This is a genomic window from Armatimonadota bacterium (genome assembly GCA_013314775.1).
Taxonomy (GTDB): Bacteria; Armatimonadota; Zipacnadia; order Zipacnadales; family JABUFB01; genus JABUFB01.
The window spans coordinates 1-21,112 of the sequence record JABUFB010000017.1 but is presented as its reverse complement, the minus strand read 5'-3'; the positions used below and the strand labels follow the sequence as shown (position 1 = coordinate 21,112).

Below are 21,112 nucleotides of genomic sequence, written 5' to 3'. Positions count from 1 at the left end.
TAGGGAGGAAACCGTCGTGCATACCATGGAGCTTACGGCGTTTGAGACTGGAGCGCTTGTCTTCACTCTCATCGCCGCCATCACGGGGCTTGCATTCGCGCTGGATTTGCGAAGGAAGGTCACAGCCCTCCCCGAGGGCACGGACAAGATGAAGTCCATCGCTGCGCAGATTCAGGAAGGCGCCATGGCCTACCTGACCCGGCAGTTCAAGACCATCATGTACCTCGTCGTCGTGCTGTTCATCGTTCTAATCTTCACCGCTGGTGAGGACATCGGTCTGGGCTTCGCACGCGGCGTTGCCTTCCTGCTCGGCTGTCTCGCTTCCGGCGCAACCGGCTACATGGGCATGACCCTGGCGGTCCGTGGCAACGTCCGCTGCGCCAATGCCGCGCGCACCAGCCTCAAGGATGCCTTCGGCGTGGCGTTCAACTCCGGAGCCGTTGCCGGGATGTTCACCGTAACCATGGGCCTTGTCGGCGCGACTATCATCTTCTGGATCTACAAGGAACACGCCACCGACGTCCTGTTGGGCTTCGGTTTCGGCGGATGTCTCCTGGCCTTGTTCATGCGAGTTGGCGGCGGCATCTACACCAAGGCCGCTGACGTCGGCGCCGACCTGGTTGGCAAGGTCGAGGCCGGGATCCCCGAGGACGACCCCCGCAACGCCGCGGTTATTGCAGACAATGTCGGCGACAATGTTGGCGACTGCGCTGGTATGGCCGCGGACATCTTCGAGTCCTACGAGATCACCCTCGTGGCTTCCATGATCCTCGCATTGGCTCATGCGAACACCGGTGCGCATGGAGATTGGCGCAAGGCCACGGTGTGGATCATGTACCCGATTATGGTCCGCGCCATCGGCGTCCTCACGTCCATCGCGGGGATCATCATGGCCCGCATGAAGTCGGAGGACGAGCACCCGCTCGGGGCCATCACCCGCGGCTTTGTCTGGTCCGCGCTGGCTTCCGCAGTGGGTTTCTTCCTGATCGCGGTCCTGTACGTGGGCAATCCTGAAATCGGCGACCCCGAGAACGCGATGAAGCTCTTCTGGGCGACCATCTCTGGTCTGGTCCTTGCGGTGGCGATGTACAAGCTCACCGAGTACTACACATCCTCCGAGTTCAGCCCGGTCAAGAGCATCGGCAAGAGCACCCAGACCGGCAGCGCCACCACAATCCTGGGCGGGTTCGCCGAGGGTCTGGAGAGCTCCGTCTACGCCCTGCTCGTAGTCTGCGGCTGTCTTTTCTTCTCGATCCTGGTCTTCGGCCGCGACGCGTCGGCTGTTGACATTCTCTACGGCGTCTCCCTGTGCGGTCTTGGCATGCTGACCACTACCGGCGTTATCATCTCCATGGACACCTATGGACCTGTCGCTGATAACGCCCAGGGTATCTCGGAGATGGCTGCCATCGAGGACAATTCGCAGAACGTCGAGCTTCTCGACGCTGTGGGTAACACCACCAAGGCGGCCACCAAGGGCATCGCCATTGCCTCCGCGGTTATTGCCGCGGTCTCCCTGTTCGGCTCCTATCTGTCCAAGGTCGCGGGAGCCGTCGCCGGCACGGGTGGCGCCGCCGAGTCCATCGACGCCGCTGCACTGGCCCAGTACCACATCAACATTGACGCGCCGATCGTCTTCATCGGCATGCTGATCGGGGGTGCGATGCCCTTCCTGTTCAGCTCCATGACTATCCGTGCCGTGGGGCGCGCAGCCTTCGAGATCATCAATGAGGTCCGCCGCCAATTCCGGGAGATTCCCGGCCTGATGGAGGGCAAGGAGGGCGTGCTGCCCGAATCCGGGAAAGTCGTTGACATCTGCACTGCAGCGGCGATCCGCGAACTCGTTGCCCCCGGTCTTCTGGCTGTCCTCACACCCGTGGTCGTAGGGGCCTGGTTCGGCTGGGAAGGCCTGGGTGGCTACCTGGCCGGCATCATCGTTACCGGTCAGCTCATGGCTGTGCTCATGTGCAACGCAGGTGGCGCGTGGGACAATGCCAAGAAGATGATCGAGGAGGGCGCATACGGCGGCAAGGGGTCGGATGCCCATAAGGCTGCCGTGGTGGGCGACACGGTTGGGGACCCCTTCAAGGACACCGCCGGCCCGGCCCTGAACCCCCTCATCAAGGTCATGAACGTGGTGGGCCTGCTGGTTGCCCCGCTGGTCGTTACTGCGGGCGGCAGCGTCGGAATGGTCATCGCCGGTGTGGTTCTGGCGCTCGTCATCGCCGCCGCGCTGATTTACTCCAAGCGCGAGACTGCCGCCGCGACCGCTGCCGAAGCCGCGCTCACCCACTCTGACGTGGCGTAATCGCCGTCCCTGATGCAGAAGCCGTAAGAGCCCGGCCCCGTCACGCGGAGCCGGGCTCTTCTCTTGATTGCCTGGGCCTTCTCTCTACTTGTACTCCCCCGCCTGGTCTCCCATTCCCTGCATCGCAAGGTGCTCATCTGCGAACCTGCGCATCTGAGCGGCAACGTCCGGGTACTTGTGGACCACGTTCTTCGTCTGATTAGGGTCTTTCTCGAGGTTATACAGCACCGGTTCACGCTGTCCGCGCCAAACACAGTACATCCACTCCGGTGTCATTACCTGAGTATTGATGGGCGTCCCCAGGAGGGCAGCATCGCGGCCCTTGCGACCTTTACCTGCCGCCAGCGGGAGCAGCGAATTCCCCCACAGACCGTCCGGCTTCGGTATCCCGAATGCATCCAGCACAGTGGTAGTCAAGTCCCACGGCTGGACGATCGCCGGGATGCGCCGCCCTTTGGTTTGCCCGGGCAGCCGAATCATGAGCGGGATACGGCAGACGCCCGTATAGTGGGGGTAATAGTGTAGTGGCGGCTTCGGTGGGGCGCCCCCGCCCATGATTGAGCCGTCATCGCCGAGCATGTTTGCCTTGCAGATCATCCCGTTGTCAGCAGGGTAATCCAGATAGATGCCGTGATCACTGGTGAAGATCAGGAGCGTATCGTCGGCGATTCCCAGGTCTTCGAGGGTGGTGAGAAGTCGCCCCAGCGCAGCATCCACCATGGTCACCTCACCCGCATACCGCGCGCGGATGTTCCTGACCTCGCGGGGCGTGTAGCCAAGCTTTTTCACGATTCCGTACGTCGGCGCATCGAAGCGCCTGCCCTTGAAGCCCGGATCATACATATCTTCATACCATTGGGGCGGATCCCAGGGCTCGTGGGGGTCGAAGGTGTCCAGATAAAGGAAGAAACTGTCGCGGGTATAGTTCTGCTGCAACCATCGGATTGCTGTGGCATAAGTGGCCGGTGCAAACCAGTCTTCTTCGGTCCTGCGATGCACCCGGGTGACCAGGATCTGGTGCCACCAGGCGGCCGGGTAGCGAATCAGGTGTGGCTCCACCGGGAACTCCAGCGGCACCGTGTCATCCATCCACGACGGGTCCGCCTCCTGCCCGCGGTTACAGGTCCAGGCGGTGAACCCTTTGTTGATGTTGATCCCGCGCGTCACCGTGTTCTGCACATCGGTGATCATCATCGATGGGATGTTCTTGGCTGCCAGGCGCTCGGGGAGCGTCACCTCATCATTGTCGATGCACTTCCAGCGGTTGAAAGGCACGCCCTTGTCACCGCAGCCCAGCATGACGTCGCGGCGCGTGGGCACCGTGGGAAAAGATCCGATGTAGGCGTGCTCGAACACACTCGACTGCGCGGCAAGGCGGTCCAGATTTGGCGTATGAATCCAGTCATTGCCGTAAGCGCCGACGTGATCGCGTCTCAGCGAGTCCGCGTAGATCAGAATGACCTTCAATGGGCGCACCTCCCTTGGTTGTCCGGGTCTCTTCTCCGGCACGCGGCGGACTCCTCTGCACGCCTTTCCAGGCGCTTGCGCCCCTCGCCGGTTGGGGGTAACATGAGGACCGCATCACAGGACGACAGGGAAAGGGAACCACGATGTTCGAACCTCTGCATGGGCTCAATACCGCGATTTTCACGCCCTTCGATGACGACGGGAATGTGGACATCGGACGCTTCGAGGCACTCCTGAACTGGCAGATCGACGTGGGCGTCACTGGCTTCTTCGTCTGTGGCAGCACCGGCGAGGGCCTCTATCTCTCGCCCGAAGAGAGGCGTCTCATGGCCGAGGCCGCGGTGCAGATCGTGGCCGGTCGCGCCGCGGTCATGGTGCATGTTGGGTCCAACACCACAGCGCAGTCAGTGGAACTTGCCAAGCACGCACAGGATATCGGAGCCGATGCTGTCAGTAGCATCGCCCCGGTCTACTACCAGCTTGGGTTCGAAGCCACCCTCGGCCATTACAAGGCCATCGGTTCGGCGACCGATCTGCCGTTCTTCATCTATCACATCCCCCACCTCACCGGCGCGGCGCTCACGGCCGATAGCGCCAGCAGGTTGCTGGAGGTCCCGAACCTCGCCGGACTGAAGTTCACCGACCCCGCGCTGTACCTCATGAGGTGGGTCTTCGAGCTCACCGGCCAGCGTTTCACCATGCTTTCCGGGCCCGATGAACTGCACCTGCCCGCACTGACCATGGGGGCGCACGGGGCCATCGGCACCACCTACAACATCATCCCCGCCGCATTCCTGCGCCTGCGCGAGGCCTTCTTCAGCGGCGACATGGACCGTGCGATGTACCTGCAGGCGCGCTGTAACCAGATCATCTATGTGATGCTGCAGTTCGGCGGTATTCCGGCGTTCAAGGCCACCATGAAGCTCGTGGGGTATGATTGCGGCGACCCGAGAGGGCCAATCCCAACGCTGTCGCCCGATCAACAAAGGGACCTCCACCGACGACTGGCCGAAGCCGGACTCGAGGAGCTCACGGCGCTGTAACCCGTAGCGGCGGCGAAGGTGTCCGGCCATTGTTGGGCGAAGTAGTGTCGCGAACAACCGCTGGCTCCCGCCACGTGCGGGCGCGTAACAAGGAGACTCACGCATGAAGAAAGCCCTGATCGTTCGCGGTGGCTGGGACGGCCACGAACCGGTGCAGGTTGCGGATCATTTTGCCCGGATCCTCACCGATAGCGGCATGTCCGTCGAGATTTCCGACACACTGGACGCATTCAAGAACGAAGCCCTGATGAAGGACCTCAGTCTCATCGTGCCGGTCTGGACCATGGGGAACATCGAGGCCGACCAACTCAACCCTCTGCTCGATGCGGTGCGTGGAGGCTGCGGGATCGCCGGAGTTCACGGCGGCATGAGCGATGCTTTCCGCCAGCAGACCGAATACCAGTTCATGGTCGGCGGCCAGTGGGTGGCGCATCCCGGGGGCGCCGGGGTCACCTACACCGTGCACATCGTCGATCCGTGGAACCCGCTGACCGCCGGCATCGGGGATTTCGAGGTCACCAGCGAGAAGTACTACATGCACGTTGACCCGGGTAACATCGTGTTGGCTACGGTGAACTTCGACTATACCGTGATGCCCGCGGTCTGGATCAAGAGTTACGGCAAGGGCCGGGTCTACTACTGCTCCGTAGGCCATGTTGCGGCAGACATCGAGATCCCGCAGGTGGCCGAGCTCATGCGCCGCGGCTTTATCTGGGCGGCTGGTGGCGAAGGCTGACGCAGGCCGGGGCAGCCATCACACTTCACTCCCGGGCCATAGCGAGGGGATTACCGTGAAGCGATCCGAGATCAACGCAATCCTGCGCGAGAACGTGGAACTATGCCGGAAGTACAATTTCAACCTGCCCCCGTGGGCCTTTTGGTCCCCGGAACAATGGGCGATGGCCGGACACGAGTGGGACGAGATACGGGACTGTAAGCTAGGCTGGGACATTACGGATTACGGCAGTGGCAAGTTCGACGAAATGGGGCTGCTCCTGTTCACCATCCGCAATGGCCACCCGCATCTGGAGAAGTACACGAAGCCCTATTGCGAGAAGCTCCTGATCGTGAAGGAGGAGCAGTACACGCCCTACCACTTCCACTGGAACAAGATGGAAGACATCATCTGCCGGGCGGGTGGCAATCTGCTGGTGAAGGTCTACAATTCCACCGAGGATGAACAGCTTGCCGACACGCCTGTTCCGGTGAATGTGGACGGCCATGCGTACCAGGTACCCGCGGGGTCCGTGATCCGTCTCACCCCGGGGGAGAGCATAACCCTCCCTGCCTACAACTACCACACCTTCTGGGCAGAAGCCGGAACCGGCACGGCGCTCGTGGGCGAGGTCTCGAAAGTCAACGACGACGAAAACGACAACCGGTTTCTGGAGAACCAGCCGCGATTCTCGCCAATCGACGAAGACGAACCGGCCATGTACCTGTTGTGCAACGAGTACCCTCCGGCGTCCTGAGCCCGGTTCCCGTACAGCCCGAGACAAAGCCCGGCGTTTTCTTCGCCGGGCCTAATCTTTTCTTAATGTTCTGCAAGACGTTCAGCGGGGGGAACGGTCTAATGCCAATGGCTGCGAGCGACTCGCAGGCCGCAAGGCCAGACAACACGGGAGGAAGACCAATGTCCAAACTAGTCGTCGCCGTAATCCTCGTACTCTGCAGTGCAGTGCCGGTCCTGGCTGGCGACATCGTGAGCATGCCCACCGGCAATGTTGTCGCCAAGGGACAGTGGGAAGCGAACGCCATCTACTGGAACCGCCCGATGAACACCGATACGGTTATCGGCGAACTGTTCTATGGCGTCACCGACTGGCTCGAAGTCGACCTGTGGTATGCCGACGTTGACAGTGCCGATTCCTACTTCCAGGCCAATGCGTATGTCACCCTCGTCAAGGAAACCGCCGACCACCCGTCCCTCATCGTGGGCGCGACCAACATCACCGGCGAGGACTGGATCGGCGGTCAGCAGTTCATGGCTGACCTGGGCCTGCCCCGCTCCATGGGCAACCCGGACTACGACGACCCGTCCCTGTTCGTGCTGGGCGCCTTCAATCTGGCCGCTCCCGCCGTCCCGACCTGGAAGGCCCCGCTCGTCCGCCTTCACCTCGGCTGGGGCGAGAAGCAGCATGACAGCGAGCTCTTCGGCGGCTTCCAGTTCAAGTTCACCCCGAAGATCGGCGCGGCAATTCTGAACTACCGCTCGATGCCCGCGTACATGGCGACTTACTGCGTGAATGACAAGATCGAGCTGACCGCCGGGCAGTTCGACGGCGACACTTTCTTCCGCGGTGGCATCGCCTGGGATTGGTAGTCCAGTCCTGCGGTTGCAAGACACACACAGGGCGCGGCCTTCACGGTCGCGCCCTTTCTCTTCGCATCGGCCCAGCGTGGGCTCCGGGGCGTTGTCGGAGCGCCTGCCTCTGCCCGGAAATCACTGCCGGCTCTCACTCGCGCCGTTGCCGATGCACACAATAGTGCACCATTCGCCCATCCGTCTCCCAGGAGCGCTGACACAGGGCTGGCCGCGTGGGGCCCCCGTCCAGCTCGTCACCCGCTGCACGAAGTCAGTGCCCATTCCATTCGTCGCCCACCACCATCTCTTTTCCCAGGATCAACGCAAGCGTACTCTCGCCAGGACCTGGCCTTTCCAAGAATGCCGAACGGCTCCACGCTTCCGCGGAGCCGTTCAATGTGCGCCATTACTCGTCTTTGTCGGAGCGAATCGCTTAGCGGTTGTAGATCGGGTTCTGCCCGCCGTTGAGCACGGGGTTCAACTGGTCGCCCTTGAGCCATTTGACATGACCATCGCAGAAGGCAACGTTGGCGCCCTCATTGTGGCGGCATCCCGTGGCGATGCGCGTCTGCAGGGATGGGACCCCGCCACAGCCGCAGGCGCAGGTCGCGCCGGCCTTGGCGCAAGCATTGTCGTGGTCCTGCAGCAGAGCGGTCTCCGCGGGCTTGGTCAGGTCGGCGAGCCTGTAGCACGGAGAGTCCGCGCCGATCGCCCGGCAATTGATCCCGTATGAAGAAGTTCCGTCGCGCCATGCGTGGGGGCCGCTGTCGCTGGGGCAGATGAAGATCTGTGTGTTCTTGATGTACGGCTCGATGAGCTTCATCCAGGAGCGATCGGGAACGACTCCACCGGTCTTGCCACGTCCTGAGAACATCTCGTCGTAGTCCTGCACGTACATCAGATGACCAAGCGCCAGTTGCTTGGCGTTGCTGGAGCAGCTCGACTGCCGGGCCTTCTCTCTGGCTCGCGCGAAGACCGGGAAGAGGATCGCAGCGAGGATCGCGATAATCGCGATGACGACCAGCAACTCAATCAGAGTGAAACCACGTCGCGACATTCAGCAGTACCTCCATTTGGTTGGTAACTACATTACGCGGTAAGTAAATTGTACAGCGAGACCGTAGATTTCCGCAAGATGAAAGGAAAACAGAAAACGGCGGCAGCCACGGTCTGGCTGCCACCGTTCATCGCTTCTTCGGGGGGGTGGTTGTGCTTACATGATGTCCCACAGACAGGTCGCTGAGCCGTGTGTCTGGCTCACCAGTGCGTCCATGGTCATGGCCTTACCGTGGCCGTCGAGGAACGCGGTATTGCACAGGCCGTTGTGTCGGGGCACGGCGCGGCGCGGGTCGGTGTCCCAGTATGGCACATTGTTGGGCCACCGGCCGTAATAATGGCCCGAGCCATCTTCTTTCCAGTCGTTCGGCGCGGCCGTGGGATTCGTGATGAGCCCGGTGTCGCACAGAAGAACGGTCTCCGCGGGCTTAGCCACCCTGCTCATGGAGACCGAGCCATTGTAGCCAAGGTTGCAGTGGTTGTGCCCGTATCCGCAGAATGCGGACTTGTTGCTGGGACAGATGAAGATCCGGCTGTTCTTCACATAGGGCATGACCAGGTTATTCCACCAGACGCCACCGATGTAGCATGACAAAACCTCTTCGTCGTAGTCCTGGCTATACATCTGCGCGCCCAGGGTCAATTGCTTCACATTGCTCAGGCAGCTTGCCGAGCGGGCCTTTTCGCGGGCCCGGGCGAAGACAGGAAAGAGAATGGCAGCCAAAATAGCGATAATTGCAATGACGACCAGCAGTTCGATGAGGGTGAAACCTGTGCGGCCATTGCGGACCTCCATTGATGTGGGATGTTATACGACGTGGCACTATTCGGCGCGGCGACAAGCATTTCCTTGCACATTATAGGACTATTTTGTGGCGATAATCGCACGGGGGAACCCGGCAAGGTCGTTGCGTATGGACACGTCCCAGCCGGGGAGGCTCGACTTCGTCAGCGCTTCCAGCAGGCCTTCTTGCTCAAAACCGAACTCGAAGGCGACGACCTCGACGTTGGGGAGGCAGGACAGCTCCCCGAGAATGCGCCGGTGGCCGTCGAGGCCATCCTCGCCGCCATAGAGCGCGAGGTGGGGTTCGTGCTCGACAACCTCGGGCTCGAGGGTGGCGAAATCTCGCTCCGGGATGTAAGGGGGGTTTGAGACAACCACCTGAACACGGTCGCAGATTCCGGCGGCAACCAGCGGTCCAAGGTCCGGCCCCTGGAGAAAGGTAATACGGTGTTCGAGCCCGTTGAGGGCAGCATTTGCGCGGGCCACGTCCAGAGCGTCCGCGGACAGGTCGGTTGCGATCACCTCCGCCGCCGGGAGGGCATGGGCAAGCGCGACGGCGATGCACCCGCTGCCGGTGCCGATGTCCGCGAGGATCAAGCCTGCGCTGTCGCCTTCTCCGAACCGTGCCCTGACCGTTTCAATGACGGCCTCAACCAGGATCTCTGTGTCCGGACGCGGGGTGAGAACCCTGGCGTCACAGTGAAACCGGAGGGACATGAACTCCGTCTCGCCGAGGACGTACGACAGGGGCTCGCGGGCTGCCCGGCGCGTCACCAGCGCGTCCAGCATCCTGATGGTTTCACTATTGACAGGGTCGGCGAAAAGGGTGGGGAGGCGGCCCATGGTGGTTCCCAGGCAGTGGGCAAGCAAAAGGCGCGCGTCCACTTCGTAGAAGCGAATGCGCGCCGCCTTTAGCTTCTGCTCGGTCTGGTGCAGTGCCTCTCGGACCGTCACTTCACATCCACCAGGCGCTTGAGGCGCTCGGCGTCTTCATGCTCCCGCAGGGCGTCGGCCATCGGGTCAAACTCCCCGTTCATGACCGCCGGGATGTTGTGGATAGTCAGGCCGATCCGGTGATCCGTGATGCGGTCCTGGGGCCAGTTGTAGGTGCGAATCTTCTCGCTGCGGTCGCCACTGCGTACCTGCTCGCGCCGGGCGGCAGCTTCCTCGGCCTGTTGCTTCTCCAGTTCGATCTCCATGAGGCGCGAGCGCAGCATGCGCAGGGCTTGTTCCTTGTTCTGCAACTGGCTGCGCTGATTCGAGGAGACTACCGCGATGCCCGACGGGATGTGAACGATGCGCACCGCAGTGTCGTTCTTCTGCATGTGCTGGCCGCCAGGGCCGCCGGCGCGGAACGCTTCGATCTTCAGGTCCGACGGCGCGATCTCGATGTCCACTTCCTCTGCTTCCGGCAGCACGACCACGCTGGCTGCCGATGTATGCAGGCGGCCCTGGGACTCGGTCTTCGGCACCCGCTGCACCCGGTGGACGCCGCTTTCGTGCTTCATCGTCCCGAATGCGCCGTGCCCCTCCAGGATGAAGGATATCTCTTTGTAGCCGCCCATCTCCGACTCGTTCTCGCCAAGGACCTCGACCTTCCAGCCCTTGCGCTCGGCGTAGCCCGAATACATGCGGAACAGGTCACCCGCGAAGAGCGCGGCCTCTTCCCCACCCGTCCCCGCGCGAATTTCCACGATTGCGTTTCTTGAATCCCGCGGGTCGCGTGGCACGAGGGTCAGGAGCAGGCGGTTATACAGCCCCTCGACCTTCTCCGCGGCCTCTTCGTACTCGGCCTGGATGAACTCCCGCATTGCCTCGTCTTCAGTCTCGGCCAGGAGAGCTTCCGCGTCGTCCCGGTCTCTCGCGGCCTGTGTATATTCGTTCCACAGATCCAATGCCGACTGGAGCTCGGAATGCCGGCGGCTCAGGTCCCGGAACAGGTACTGGTCGGAGATAACAGCGGGGTCGCTGAGCTTTCGGCCCAGCTCCTCCAGTTCTTCAGCCATACGTTCGAAAGTCTGATTCAGGTCCATGGGGGATCTCGCAGATTCCGGCCGTCAGTGGGCGTCCGCGCCACCACTTGTCGCCGGTTCAGTATCCGGCTCCATCTTTGCGACCAGGGGGATCGGGAGACGTCTCGCCTCCGGCATGTGGGCCGGCAGGTCGACTTCCGGGGCAACGGCGGCCAGGGCGTAGATCGCCACTTCGGCCTGCTTTTCGTCGGGTCGCCGGGTGGTAAGCTTCTGCATGAGCATCCCCGGGGCCGCGAGCACCCGTGAGAGGGCCGATCCGCGGTGCCGACCGGCCCAGCGGATCACCTCGTATCCGATGCCCGCCACAACCGGAAGCAGGCCGAAGCGGATGACCAGGCGCAGGCCAAGGTCCGGCCAACCGAAGAACCAGCCGAGAATGACCTTGACGATGATGACCACGAACAGGAACGCCGTGCCACATCGCGGGTGCAGAGTGCTGTAGCGAATGACATTGGCAGGCGTCACCGCTTCCCCCGCCTCATAGCAGTTGATTGCCGCGTGTTCGGCGCCGTGGTATTGGAAAAGTCGGCTGACGTACTGCATCCGGCTGATGGCCACAATGTACAGAAGCAGAACGGTCAGCCGGATCCCGCCCTCGATCACATTGCGCAGAATGCTGTCCCAGCCCCACCAGGGCGTTTTCTCCTGCAATTCGTGCGGGATCGCGTCCACAGCCCACGTTGGCAGAAACACGAAAACGCAGAGGGCGATGGCGAAGGAGATCGCGATGGTGACCCATTTGGCCACCGAGTCCAGGCCCTTTTGGGGTTCGGGCTCCGGTGCCGTCTCCGCAGGCGCCTGGGTGGCGGGGTCGGCGTCGGGTGCGTTCGCGGCTTCCGCTGCTTTCTCCGCTGCGAGACGCTCGCGCTCCTCCTGGGTTAGAACATCGGCCGACCAGAAGAGAGCTTTCATGCCAAGCGCCAGGCCGTCGATCAAGCCCACATTGCCCCGGATCAGCGGCCATTTCGCCCAAGGGTGGCGGTCCGCAAAGTTCGAGATCGGCTGCTCCCCCAGGACCACTTCGCCGTCGGCGCGGCGAACCGCCACGGCATAGCGGTCCGTTCCGCGCATCATCACGCCCTCCATCACGGCCTGTCCGCCGTAATAGTGGGCGTCTTCCCCGCACGGGCAACTCCCGCAGCCTGTCCGCTCTTCAGCGCTGGTCATGAGTGGCCTCGTCTGTCGAGATCGATCAGGTCCAGTCCCGGCAAAAGGCGAGCCCAGGCGGAAGTTCCCCACCTGGGCTCAAGCACCGGTGCGGGCGCGCTACTTCTGCTTGTTGTACCGGTCCTGCATCTGGTAGCGCTTGATGAAGCGTTCCACGCGGCCCTCGGTGTCCACGATCTTCTGAGTGCCGGTGAAGAACGGGTGGCACTTACTGCAGATGTCGAGCCGCAGGGAGGGCTTGGTGGACCGTGTGGTGAAGCTTTCGCCGCAGGCACAGGTGACCGTGCAATCCACGTAGTCGGGATGGATATCCGGCTTCATTCGTCTCTCACCTTCTGAGCATCGGAACAGATGAACGAACCATGAGCAGTAAATTATAACAATGCCGTCCGCGACTCGCAAGCGTTTTCACCGAGAGGGTCTGACCGCGAAAAGTGGGTGGGGCGTGCCGGCTCGGCACGATCCCCTCGTGGACTAGGCGCCGCAAGGCCTCGGGCCGTTGTCATAGCCTCAAAGCCCGCGAAGCGCGACGCAGCCCCTGGACACTGGCGCCCCAAGGTCACCCGAGAGCCACCGGGCAGGGCAGCACAACTCCGCAGCGTTCTCATCATTTCTGTCGCACCTTTGGGGGCTCAGGAGACGCAATTCGGAGGCTCACCACAGGTTCCGTCACGCTTCAATTCGCTCTACCCGTGACTACACGCCGCAGCCCGCGTCGCGGGATGTAAGGCAAAAGGGCCACCAGCGAGATTCCGACACTCTGGGACCAGCGATCAGGTGACGCGCAGATACCTGCCAGACTGAAACGCACCCTAACCAGACCCCGGGCGGAAGCATCGACGGCCTTCACCCCCCCGGCACCGTCGATGACGAAAAGTGGATGACCCGAGGCGGCGATGAACCCCCATTGGGCCGGCTCGGCACCCTTCCCGGGACAATACGCGCTGTCCGGGGCGGGCCTGCGTCGTGCAGAAGGTACTGCGCGCCCACGCCGCGAACCTGCCTGCAGTATAGGCCGTTGCCCACGACCGGATGGGTGGGACCTTCCGACCGGTGAGACTACTCGCAGGGCTTTAGCACCGCCAAGTGGTTGCCGTGCCCGAAATGTCTCCAAAGGCCACGTGGCGGCAGACGTGGAGGAGATGTACCAATGAAGTGTGCGACAGCCGGCGCAATCATGCTCGCCATTGCGTTCCCTGCCTGGAGCGATATCGGTCTGGTGACGTGGCTCCATCCGCAGGAGAACGGCCGGTTCGCTGTGGAGAGTGCACACGAGGGCGTGCAGGTGCGTGTGCAGGGCGAGGGCGGCACCGAAATCACCGATGCCGCGGCCCTCCAGGCGGCCGGTTGGGGGTGGTCCGGCGACGGCTTCTGGCAGACCCCGAAGCGCGCCGGCGGCGGCAAACTGCTGGTCACCGTGACCGGACTCCCCGCCGGGACGCACCAGGTCTATCTGCGCTACTTCACCCAGCCCCGCCTTCCCGGCAACCCCTGGTGGTTCATTCTGCTCCGTGGACTGGAAGGCGGCCGGAAGTCTTCGGAGCCCGACCGCATCATCGCCGGCACGGGCGGCCACGATCCCACCACCGTGTACGAGACCCACATGGGTACAGTGGGCACCGAAGAGCAGCCTGTGACCCAACTGGCCCTGTGGATCCAGCGCTACCAGTGGAGCGAACTCGCTCGCTTCGGCTCCATCCGCATCGAGACCGATCCGTCCATGAACGCGTCCACCACCACCGATTCAACCCCGGAGAATGAACGTGTCCGCGCTGCCTTGCTGGCGAACGGCCCGGCGCTTGAGGGCAGGCCCGCCTACGGGATCGCCGTGGTCAGCGGCACCCTGAAGGTGCGGCCCAAGAGCTTCGACGCCCTGGCCAATCAGCCTTTGCCCGCCGAGATCAACATAAGCGCCGCCAGGGGGGAATACGAGAACCGGCAGGTCGTCGTCTACAGCCCGGACTGTGACCTGACCGGCGTGACGCTGGAGTGCTCCGCCCTGAAATCAGAAGCCGGGCACACGATTCCAGCAGATCAGTTGCTCTTCGCGCCGGTGGGGTATTGCCCGTACTCCGTGCCCTCTGATTTGTCCATCCACGGCTACTGGCCCGAACCAATCCTGACATTCCTGAAGGCCTTCACCATCAAGCGCGGCGACGTGCAGAGCTTGTGGTACCGGGTGCATGTACCCCGGGATGCGAAGGCAGGCGTCTATCGCGGCACGGTGACGGTCCGGCCGAAGGAAGCCCCAGCATCCACGATTCCCGTTGAGGTGCGCGTGTGGGACTTCACACTGCCCAAGTGGCCGCGGCTGCGCGTCGTGGTCGGCTGCAATCGGCCCGGTGAGTTCGAGATGAGCTACGGCCTGAACCCGACCAGCATCTATGGATTCAGGGACGAGTGGATTGAGGAGTTTCCGACATGGGCGGCGGCCGGTGTGACTGCCATCAACCTGGGATACATCTGGGGCAAGCAACTCGACCAGCAGACGAAGCTGCCGACGGAGGCCCAACTCGACGAGTGGGTGGACCAGATCCGCGCTCGCTACGAGGCGGCGACGGCAGCGGGGCTGCGGGACGCCTGCTACCTGTACATGTTCGACGAGGCCACGGCAGAGTGGGACCCGGCCATGCGGATGATTTCTCGGCGGCTGCGAAGGGAGTTCCCCGATCTCCTGCTGCTTACTACCGCCCACCGGTCCTGGTTCCCCGGCGGCCAAGTGACAGACGGCGGAGAGACCATCGAGGACATCGACGGCTGGTGCCCTGGAACCTACCACTACAACTATGACAACGCAGCCGAAGCCAGGCGACAGGGCCGGCAGGTGTGGTGGTACACCTGCAACTCGCCGGAGAAACCCTTCGCGAACATCCTGATGACCCATCCCGCAATGGATGCCCGTCTTCTGATGGGCTTCATGGCCTTTGCCTACCAGACCGACGGGTTCCTGTACTACGCCACCGCAGGCGGCTACTACGCGAACATGCCGGCGATCACCGAGGGGCCGTACACGAAGTGGAGCCTGCAAGACAACGCCCACGACCACCTGTACCAGAGAGGACCGGACGGGCCCCTGCCCTCACTGCGCCTGGAGGCCATGCGCGATGGGCTCGAGGATTACGACTATCTCTACCTCGCCTACTGCGCCCTGACTGACCTGCGGGAAGCGGGTATCAGTGACCCGTCTCTCGATGCCCTGGCGCGAGAAGTGACGCCCTGTTTCGCCCCCGGCAACGAACTCGTCGGGAGCCTGACGCGGTATACCGACGACCCGCAGGAACTGGAGATCGTACGGGAAAAGGTCGGAAGATATGTCGAGGCGGGCCAGGCGGAACTCAAGCGCCGATGAGGCGAACCGAGTCGCGACGCGTGTGTGCGGAACCAGTGGTGCGGATCCTTCCAGCCTGTCCGTCAGAAGGAGGCTGGGCACCCGCACGATTGGTGTGCGATGTCCGCAATGACGCCTGGTTGGAGGGCCGGGCTGCGCTTGCTCCGATCGGCACGAAAAGCGTTCTGGGGGTGTCGGAGCTCCACGGTGGCAACCTGAGTCGTCTGCCTGTGCAGCGAAAGGAGATTTGTTCGGTCCATGCTGACACTGGCCAGTGCTCTTGTACTGCTGATCTTGTACACCGTGCCCGTGCCTGGGACCACTGCTGCACCTTCACCGTCTCTGGCCCCCGAAATCCCGGCCACCATCGCCCGGGTCCCTGTCAGTGCCGACACAGTGCTCTGCCCAGCGCGCCCCACCAGCCCCGGCGGGGCGGTCACATCCCTGTGCGCCGGTCAGGGCGGCGGTTATGCCGAAGACGGTCATCTCCTGCTGCGTTTCGACGAACTCCCCCCGATTCCGGGGCGCGATGTTCTCACTGTCCGCCTCGGGCTCTACCGTGAGTGGAGAGGAAACACTTACGATGACGCCGATGAGATGGTGAAACTCGTTCTACCGGCACCGCAGCCTTTTGACGAAGCCGCTGAGACCTGGCAGTCGGCGTCCGCCCTGCCCGCCCCCAATAACACCGTCCGCGACTTCCAGGTTGCCGCGCAACTGGGGGCAAGCCCCCGCAGCCACCTGCGCCTGACCACCAACCCGCAGGGACAGGGAGAGTACAAGTACACGGACATCACCGAGATCGCTCGAGGCTGGTTCGACGGCACCCGCCCGAATCATGGGCTCTTGCTCATCACGGAGTTCGCTCAGAGCGCCCCATGGGTCGGAACAGCTTACCTCACCAGCCGAGAAGGGCTGGTCCAGCAGCATCCGATGCTGGAGATCACCTACGCAACGCGCCCCGCCGGCATGCCCGACGGCCGCTGGACCATCGTGGAAGCCACAGGAGCAACTGAGTCGGAGCAGACTGCCGCCACTGAACTGCGGAACTACTTCCGGCGCATCTGCGGCGAGTGGTTCGAGATCGAGCCGGAAGAGCGTAGGGTCGACGACCGCCCGGCGATCTACGTCGGCAACACTCAGTTCGCGCGCCGGCACGGCCTTCGGACCGAGGAAATGGCCGGCGAGGAGTACGTCCTGCGGCGGGCCGGAAACAGCCTGATCCTGTGCGGCGGTCGGCCCCGCGGAGCCTTCTACGCTGTCGCGCAGTTCCTCGAGGGGTTCTGTGGGGTGCGCTGGTTGACGCTGGCGGGCGAGGAGTTCGTGCCGCTGCGTCCCGACCTGCGCCTGCCGCGAGTTGACCGGCGCAGCCGTCCGGCCTTCGTGGACCGCGACCTCATCCCCCCACACCACTGGCCCCGGACGGGCTGGTATGACGATGCCACCAGGTCCCGCCTTGCCCGCGCCCTGGCATTTGGGCACATCAACGGCAGAGCGCCCAGCATCTACCTGGGGACCGACGCCCCCTCGCAACGGTACGGTGGCCACATTCGCGGCAACCATCACGGGCATACGATCCGGTGGTACCTGCCGCCCGAAAAGCACTTCGCCGAACACCCGGATTTCTATGCGCTGCGCGGGGGGAAGCGAGTGGATAGCGGCCTGTGCAAGACCAATCCTGCGATGCGCGACACGTATTTCCGAAACATCACTGAGGCCATTTCCAGCGGCGCCGCCGACGCCGACAACGGATTCATCTTTCACATCAGCGACGAAGACGGCCCACCGCAGGTCTGTGAATGTCCGGATTGCAGGGCTGCGGACGCCCATTACGGTGGCGCCAACGTGGGCCAGATGCTGGACTTTCTCAACTGGCTCGCGGAACGCGGTCGTGAGGTCTGGCCTGCGGGGACTGCCCTGGAGACCCTGGCGTACTCGGGCTACGAGACCCCGCCCCCGAGTGGCGTCATCCGCGACGATGTGATCATCCGGTTCGCTCCCATCCACAAGTGCCATTGGGACCAGCTGGACGCAGCCGTGAACCGGCGCGACCTGGCGAACCTCAAGGGCTGGCTGAAGTTGGCGAAGGACGTGCGCATCTGGGACTATCCTCACCAGTACGGTTCGGGCGCGGAGCCCGTGTCCAGCCTGGCCATTACCCGGCGCGGCGACCCCGGCCTTCGGGCATGGGTGCAGCAGGCCATCGCAGACCGAGACGTTTCCCAAGCCGGCCTTCACCTGTCGCTGGAAGGCCCGGTGGCTCCCGGGGAGCGCCACGTTTTCACGGCCGGGATCAGCGCCTTCTGGGAGCCGAACCGCGGCGTCCGTCCGCGCCTGCTGGTGCGGTGGCAACGCCCCCGGGATCGACAGCCCACGCTCACAACCCTTATGGATTCCGCCGCGGCCATCGTGTGCTCGGAACAACCCGACACCGCGATCCAGGCGGTGTGGGAGGCCCCTATCCAGCGCGCCGGTGGCCTTGAGCTTGCCGGGACGCCCGGTAGGAGCGAGGGGCGCCGGTGCTGGTCATACCTGCGCTTTGACCTGTCGCCGATCCCGCCTGATGCGCGGGTGTTGGACGCTGAGATGGTTCTGTCGCGGGTCTTTGTTCGCGGTGCATCCGGACGGGCTCATGTGGCCTTCCGCGCCGTCAAGGCCGGGACAGATTGGGATCCCGTGCGGATGACTTGGAACACCCAGCCCCAGGTCGCAGACCGTCCCCTGTTCAGCCTGCGCCTGCCTGGGCCTGTACCGGGTTATGCGGGCCACGACGGCATCTTCCCACAGCCCAACCTGCGGGCCCTGGTGAACAACATCCGGCTGTACCACGAACTGGGGGCCAGGGGCGTGTTCATGGAGACCGATGCGCCCGGCCTGAACTCAGGAATCCACTGCGACGCGGACCTGACCTACTGGGTGCTCATGCAGGCGCTGTGGAATCCGACCCGAACGGCGGACGACCTCATTGACGATTTCTGCCGGCATTACTACGGCCCGGCCGGGGAGTTCATTACCCGCTATGTGCTCCGGCTGGAAGAGGCCTACGCCCGGGACCCGCACCGCCAGGCCTTCCACGTGGGCAACTACGCTCTACAGAGCTTCGTGGACCTGGACCTGATCTCCGACTGCCAGGGCCTCTTCGACCGGGCTGAGGCAGCATGTGGAGAAGACCGGGGACTCCTCGCCCGCGTTCGGCGCGCCAGGTTGTCTCTGGATATCCTCACCCTGTTCAACATGGAGCGCCTGCACAGGGAGTACCGTCAGCGCAACCACTCACCTGCGGGCTTCCCCTTTGACCGCGAGGCCATCGAGCGTCGGTACACGGAGGCCCGGCTCGCGAGCGTTGCCGAACGCTACCCCGACCGAAGCCTGGACGCGGAGCGAGAAGAGATCGCGAAGCTTCTGCAGGCCGCTCGCACAGCGGGGAACTGGACCTTGTGGCGAACGACGCCAACTCCCTGCCCGCTGTAACCCATGTACGTTACTTGCCAAGAGTGTCAATGAGTATCTCTTGGAAGCAGGCCGCGTAGGTGCTGCCCGGCGGGTCCGCGGGCAGGCCCTCCGCTCCCCAGCCGGCCGAATACAGCAGCCAGGCCCGGCGGCCATCGGGGGAGATGAACTTCGAGGGCATGGACATGGCGTAGGCGTTGGGTCCGAAGCCGCCCAGGTACTGGAAGATGCTCCATGGGCCAGTGATCTGCTCCGACTCCAGCAGCAGGCAGCCCTCGGCAGAGTAGAGCTTGTGCGGGCTGTCCGACTCGTTGTCCTTGACCACGAGCGGCGAAATGCACATGATGTAGCGCCCCAAAGGCTTGTTATAGACCACGTAAGCGTGACCCAGCCTGTCCGTCCACGTGAGCAGGGGGCGTGCATCTATCACTGCGTGACTCCATAAGTCCTCGCGCTGCTGGGACTTCCCGGCGTAGAACTCCCACCCGTCGGCTCGGATGATGTCCTCGAAACGAGCCGGGCATCGAAGCAGGTAGACCGAGTCTCCGTTCGCCCACTCCGGCGGCTTCAGGCCTTCGGAACCGTGGCAGGTCATGTAGACGTAGTTATCCGTAGCCCACTCACAGTCTCTCCCCAAGTCTACGAAGTGCGGGTTCCGGATGCGGTTGACATTCGGCGGCTCCCCGAAGAAGCCACCGGCCCTTGGGGGAATGACTCCGTCCGGGTAGAGTGGGTACTCCCCGATCCGTGTCGTGCGCGGATAGTAACGGGCTTCCTGACCAGTGGGGTCGTGCCAGTAGGGATTCTCCTTGAGTCGCCAGAAGCTGTGATCCGCCACTTCGCCCAAGGATCCGACTACACGGTCGAAGTCCCGGGAGTAGAGGAATCCCCAGAAGCGGCCGATGCCTGTATCGGAGGAAGTGTTCCAGCCGTCCTCCAGGCCGTAGTACCACACACCGTTCCTGACCAGGGTCGCACAACCGTAGCGCCGGGTGTTCGCCCCGGATTGCCAGTTCGTGACGTCCGGGCAGGAGTTGAAGTCGCCCAGGTAGCGGAACTGCAGGCTGAGTGGATCGTCACCGATGATCTTCACAATGCCGGCGTTGAGGATGTTCAGGGCGGCGGACTCCAGGGCCCCGTCCCCGCACTTGGCATACAGATTCCCATCTGCCGCCCATGACGTATCGTAGTAGTCCGTCACCGTGTAATGCGCGTGGCGCCCCGTCAGCCGGATGCCCGACAGGTGCGTTGAGCGGGGGAACGGGCAGTCATTGGGGATGGGCGTCGGCCAGCGACGTCCTTCAGCGGCATCTTTGACTTCGGTCTCCACCGGATCATCTCCCACTGGCTGCGCCGTGCTCTGCCCCGACGCAGCATTACAGGCAAGGTGGCTCGACAGGACCAGCGCAATCAGGCCGGCGTAGGCGCTAAGCCAAAGTGGCAATTTCATTACTGTCCACTCCGTGACCCGGAGTGCCGAGTATGTCTGGCTCCTGGTTGAAGGTCTTGGCAGCGTTCTGTGCTTCAACGTTTACGCCGGCATCACCTCCCCCGTGGGCTCATCTTGTGTGCGTGGATAGCCTGCTGTGTTCCGCGTGAAGGCATTGCACCCGCAGGGCTTGCTCCTTTCGGTCCTCCCGCCCACGTAAGACCCGACGGGAGTCCTGTCGTTCGCCGACGGTGGAAGGCTGCGCGTGGGCTGGCAATTTCCAATATCGTCTGGAGCGGGGAGTTCGCTGAAGATGCGCGTAGGCCGACCGTCTCGGTCGGTGCCGTCCGGAGCTCCAATCCCCTTCGCAGCGGGGAGTGCGGCTGAGACGGGTCGCCGGGGCGCGCTGGGTCGCAGGGACGCGCCGGTTTCAATCCCCTTCGCAGCGGGGAGTGCGGCTGAGACAACGCGTAAACCGCAAGTCCATTGGCGTCACTCGGCCGTTTCAATCCCCTTCGCAGCGGGGAGTGCGGCTGAGACGAAAAGCTCATCGACGAGGCGGACGCGGTGTTCGCGTGTTTCAATCCCCTTCGCAGCGGGGAGTGCGGCTGAGACCCCGGCGGCGAGCGGGAGGCTCAGCGGTGGCCTCGGCGTTTCAATCCCCTTCGCAGCGGGGAGTGCGGCTGAGACACAAGCCTTATTATGTACACGGGTGCAAGGTCACACTCTAGTTTCAATCCCC

15 protein-coding genes and 1 CRISPR repeat array are annotated in these 21,112 nt (G+C 63.3%); of the genes, 7 read left to right on the top strand and 8 right to left on the bottom strand.

Annotation, left to right across the window (positions count from 1 at the left end; all coding sequences use genetic code 11):
* Positions 1-25: 25 nt before the first annotated feature.
* Positions 26-2,308 carry a sodium-translocating pyrophosphatase gene (locus HPY44_19760; GenBank protein NSW58249.1) on the top strand — a complete coding sequence of 761 codons (2,283 nt, stop codon included), beginning with the start codon at positions 26-28 and terminating at the stop codon, positions 2,306-2,308.
* Between the two features lie 84 nt (positions 2,309-2,392).
* Here the strand turns inward: HPY44_19760 and HPY44_19755 are convergent, their stop codons facing one another.
* Positions 2,393-3,775: a sulfatase gene (locus HPY44_19755; GenBank protein ID NSW58248.1), complete on the bottom strand. Its 1,383-nt coding sequence runs from the start codon at positions 3,773-3,775 to the stop codon at positions 2,393-2,395.
* A 143-nt stretch (positions 3,776-3,918) separates the two neighbouring features.
* Between HPY44_19755 and HPY44_19750 the strand changes: the two genes are divergently transcribed.
* The 4 genes from HPY44_19750 (at position 3,919) to HPY44_19735 (ending at position 7,141) form a co-directional block, all read left to right on the top strand.
* A complete protein-coding gene (locus HPY44_19750; GenBank protein NSW58247.1) occupies positions 3,919-4,818 on the top strand; it encodes a dihydrodipicolinate synthase family protein in 900 nt (299 codons plus the stop codon).
* 103 nt (positions 4,819-4,921) lie between these two features.
* On the top strand, positions 4,922-5,554 hold the full coding sequence (locus HPY44_19745; GenBank protein NSW58246.1) for a ThuA domain-containing protein: 633 nt from the start codon (positions 4,922-4,924) through the stop codon (positions 5,552-5,554).
* 55 nt (positions 5,555-5,609) lie between these two features.
* Positions 5,610-6,290, top strand: coding sequence for a D-lyxose/D-mannose family sugar isomerase (locus HPY44_19740; protein ID NSW58245.1), 681 nt, complete (start codon positions 5,610-5,612; stop codon positions 6,288-6,290).
* Between the two features lie 161 nt (positions 6,291-6,451).
* Positions 6,452-7,141, top strand: coding sequence for a hypothetical protein (locus HPY44_19735; protein NSW58244.1), 690 nt, complete (start codon positions 6,452-6,454; stop codon positions 7,139-7,141).
* 415 nt (positions 7,142-7,556) lie between these two features.
* Here HPY44_19735 and HPY44_19730 read toward each other — a convergent pair whose 3' ends face one another.
* The 6 genes from HPY44_19730 to rpmE all read right to left on the bottom strand — a co-directional run bounded on the left by HPY44_19730 (position 7,557) and on the right by rpmE (position 12,484).
* Complete coding sequence (locus HPY44_19730) at positions 7,557-8,180, bottom strand: DUF1559 domain-containing protein (GenBank protein NSW58243.1); 624 nt, start codon at positions 8,178-8,180, stop codon at positions 7,557-7,559.
* Between the two features lie 156 nt (positions 8,181-8,336).
* Positions 8,337-8,975 carry a DUF1559 domain-containing protein gene (locus HPY44_19725; GenBank protein NSW58242.1) on the bottom strand — a complete coding sequence of 213 codons (639 nt, stop codon included), beginning with the start codon at positions 8,973-8,975 and terminating at the stop codon, positions 8,337-8,339.
* A gap of 69 nt (positions 8,976-9,044) precedes the next feature.
* The gene (gene prmC / locus HPY44_19720; GenBank protein NSW58241.1) at positions 9,045-9,917 is read right to left on the bottom strand and encodes a peptide chain release factor N(5)-glutamine methyltransferase; all 873 of its coding nucleotides are present in this window, start codon (positions 9,915-9,917) and stop codon (positions 9,045-9,047) included.
* Positions 9,914-10,969, bottom strand: coding sequence for a peptide chain release factor 1 (gene prfA, locus HPY44_19715; protein ID NSW58240.1), 1,056 nt, complete (start codon positions 10,967-10,969; stop codon positions 9,914-9,916). Before prfA ends, prmC begins: the two co-directional genes overlap by 4 nt.
* 51 nt (positions 10,970-11,020) lie before the next feature.
* Complete coding sequence (locus HPY44_19710) at positions 11,021-12,163, bottom strand: DUF1385 domain-containing protein (GenBank protein ID NSW58239.1); 1,143 nt, start codon at positions 12,161-12,163, stop codon at positions 11,021-11,023.
* A 99-nt stretch (positions 12,164-12,262) separates the two neighbouring features.
* Positions 12,263-12,484 carry a 50S ribosomal protein L31 gene (gene rpmE, locus HPY44_19705; protein ID NSW58238.1) on the bottom strand — a complete coding sequence of 74 codons (222 nt, stop codon included), beginning with the start codon at positions 12,482-12,484 and terminating at the stop codon, positions 12,263-12,265.
* Between the two features lie 829 nt (positions 12,485-13,313).
* On the opposite strand from rpmE, the gene HPY44_19700 reads away from it, so the two are divergent.
* Together HPY44_19700 and HPY44_19695 are read left to right on the top strand one after the other, a co-directional pair.
* Positions 13,314-15,512: a DUF4091 domain-containing protein gene (locus tag HPY44_19700; protein NSW58237.1), complete on the top strand. Its 2,199-nt coding sequence runs from the start codon at positions 13,314-13,316 to the stop codon at positions 15,510-15,512.
* A gap of 237 nt (positions 15,513-15,749) precedes the next feature.
* The gene (locus HPY44_19695) at positions 15,750-18,962 is read left to right on the top strand and encodes a DUF4838 domain-containing protein (GenBank protein ID NSW58236.1); all 3,213 of its coding nucleotides are present in this window, start codon (positions 15,750-15,752) and stop codon (positions 18,960-18,962) included.
* Between the two features lie 10 nt (positions 18,963-18,972).
* Here HPY44_19695 and HPY44_19690 read toward each other — a convergent pair whose 3' ends face one another.
* Positions 18,973-20,391 carry a hypothetical protein gene (locus HPY44_19690; protein NSW58235.1) on the bottom strand — a complete coding sequence of 473 codons (1,419 nt, stop codon included), beginning with the start codon at positions 20,389-20,391 and terminating at the stop codon, positions 18,973-18,975.
* A 331-nt stretch (positions 20,392-20,722) separates the two neighbouring features.
* Positions 20,723-21,060: direct repeats of the CRISPR family, unit length 38 nt; unit sequence GTTTCAATCCCCTTCGCAGCGGGGAGTGCGGCTGAGAC.
* Between the last annotated feature and the right edge of the window lie 52 nt (positions 21,061-21,112).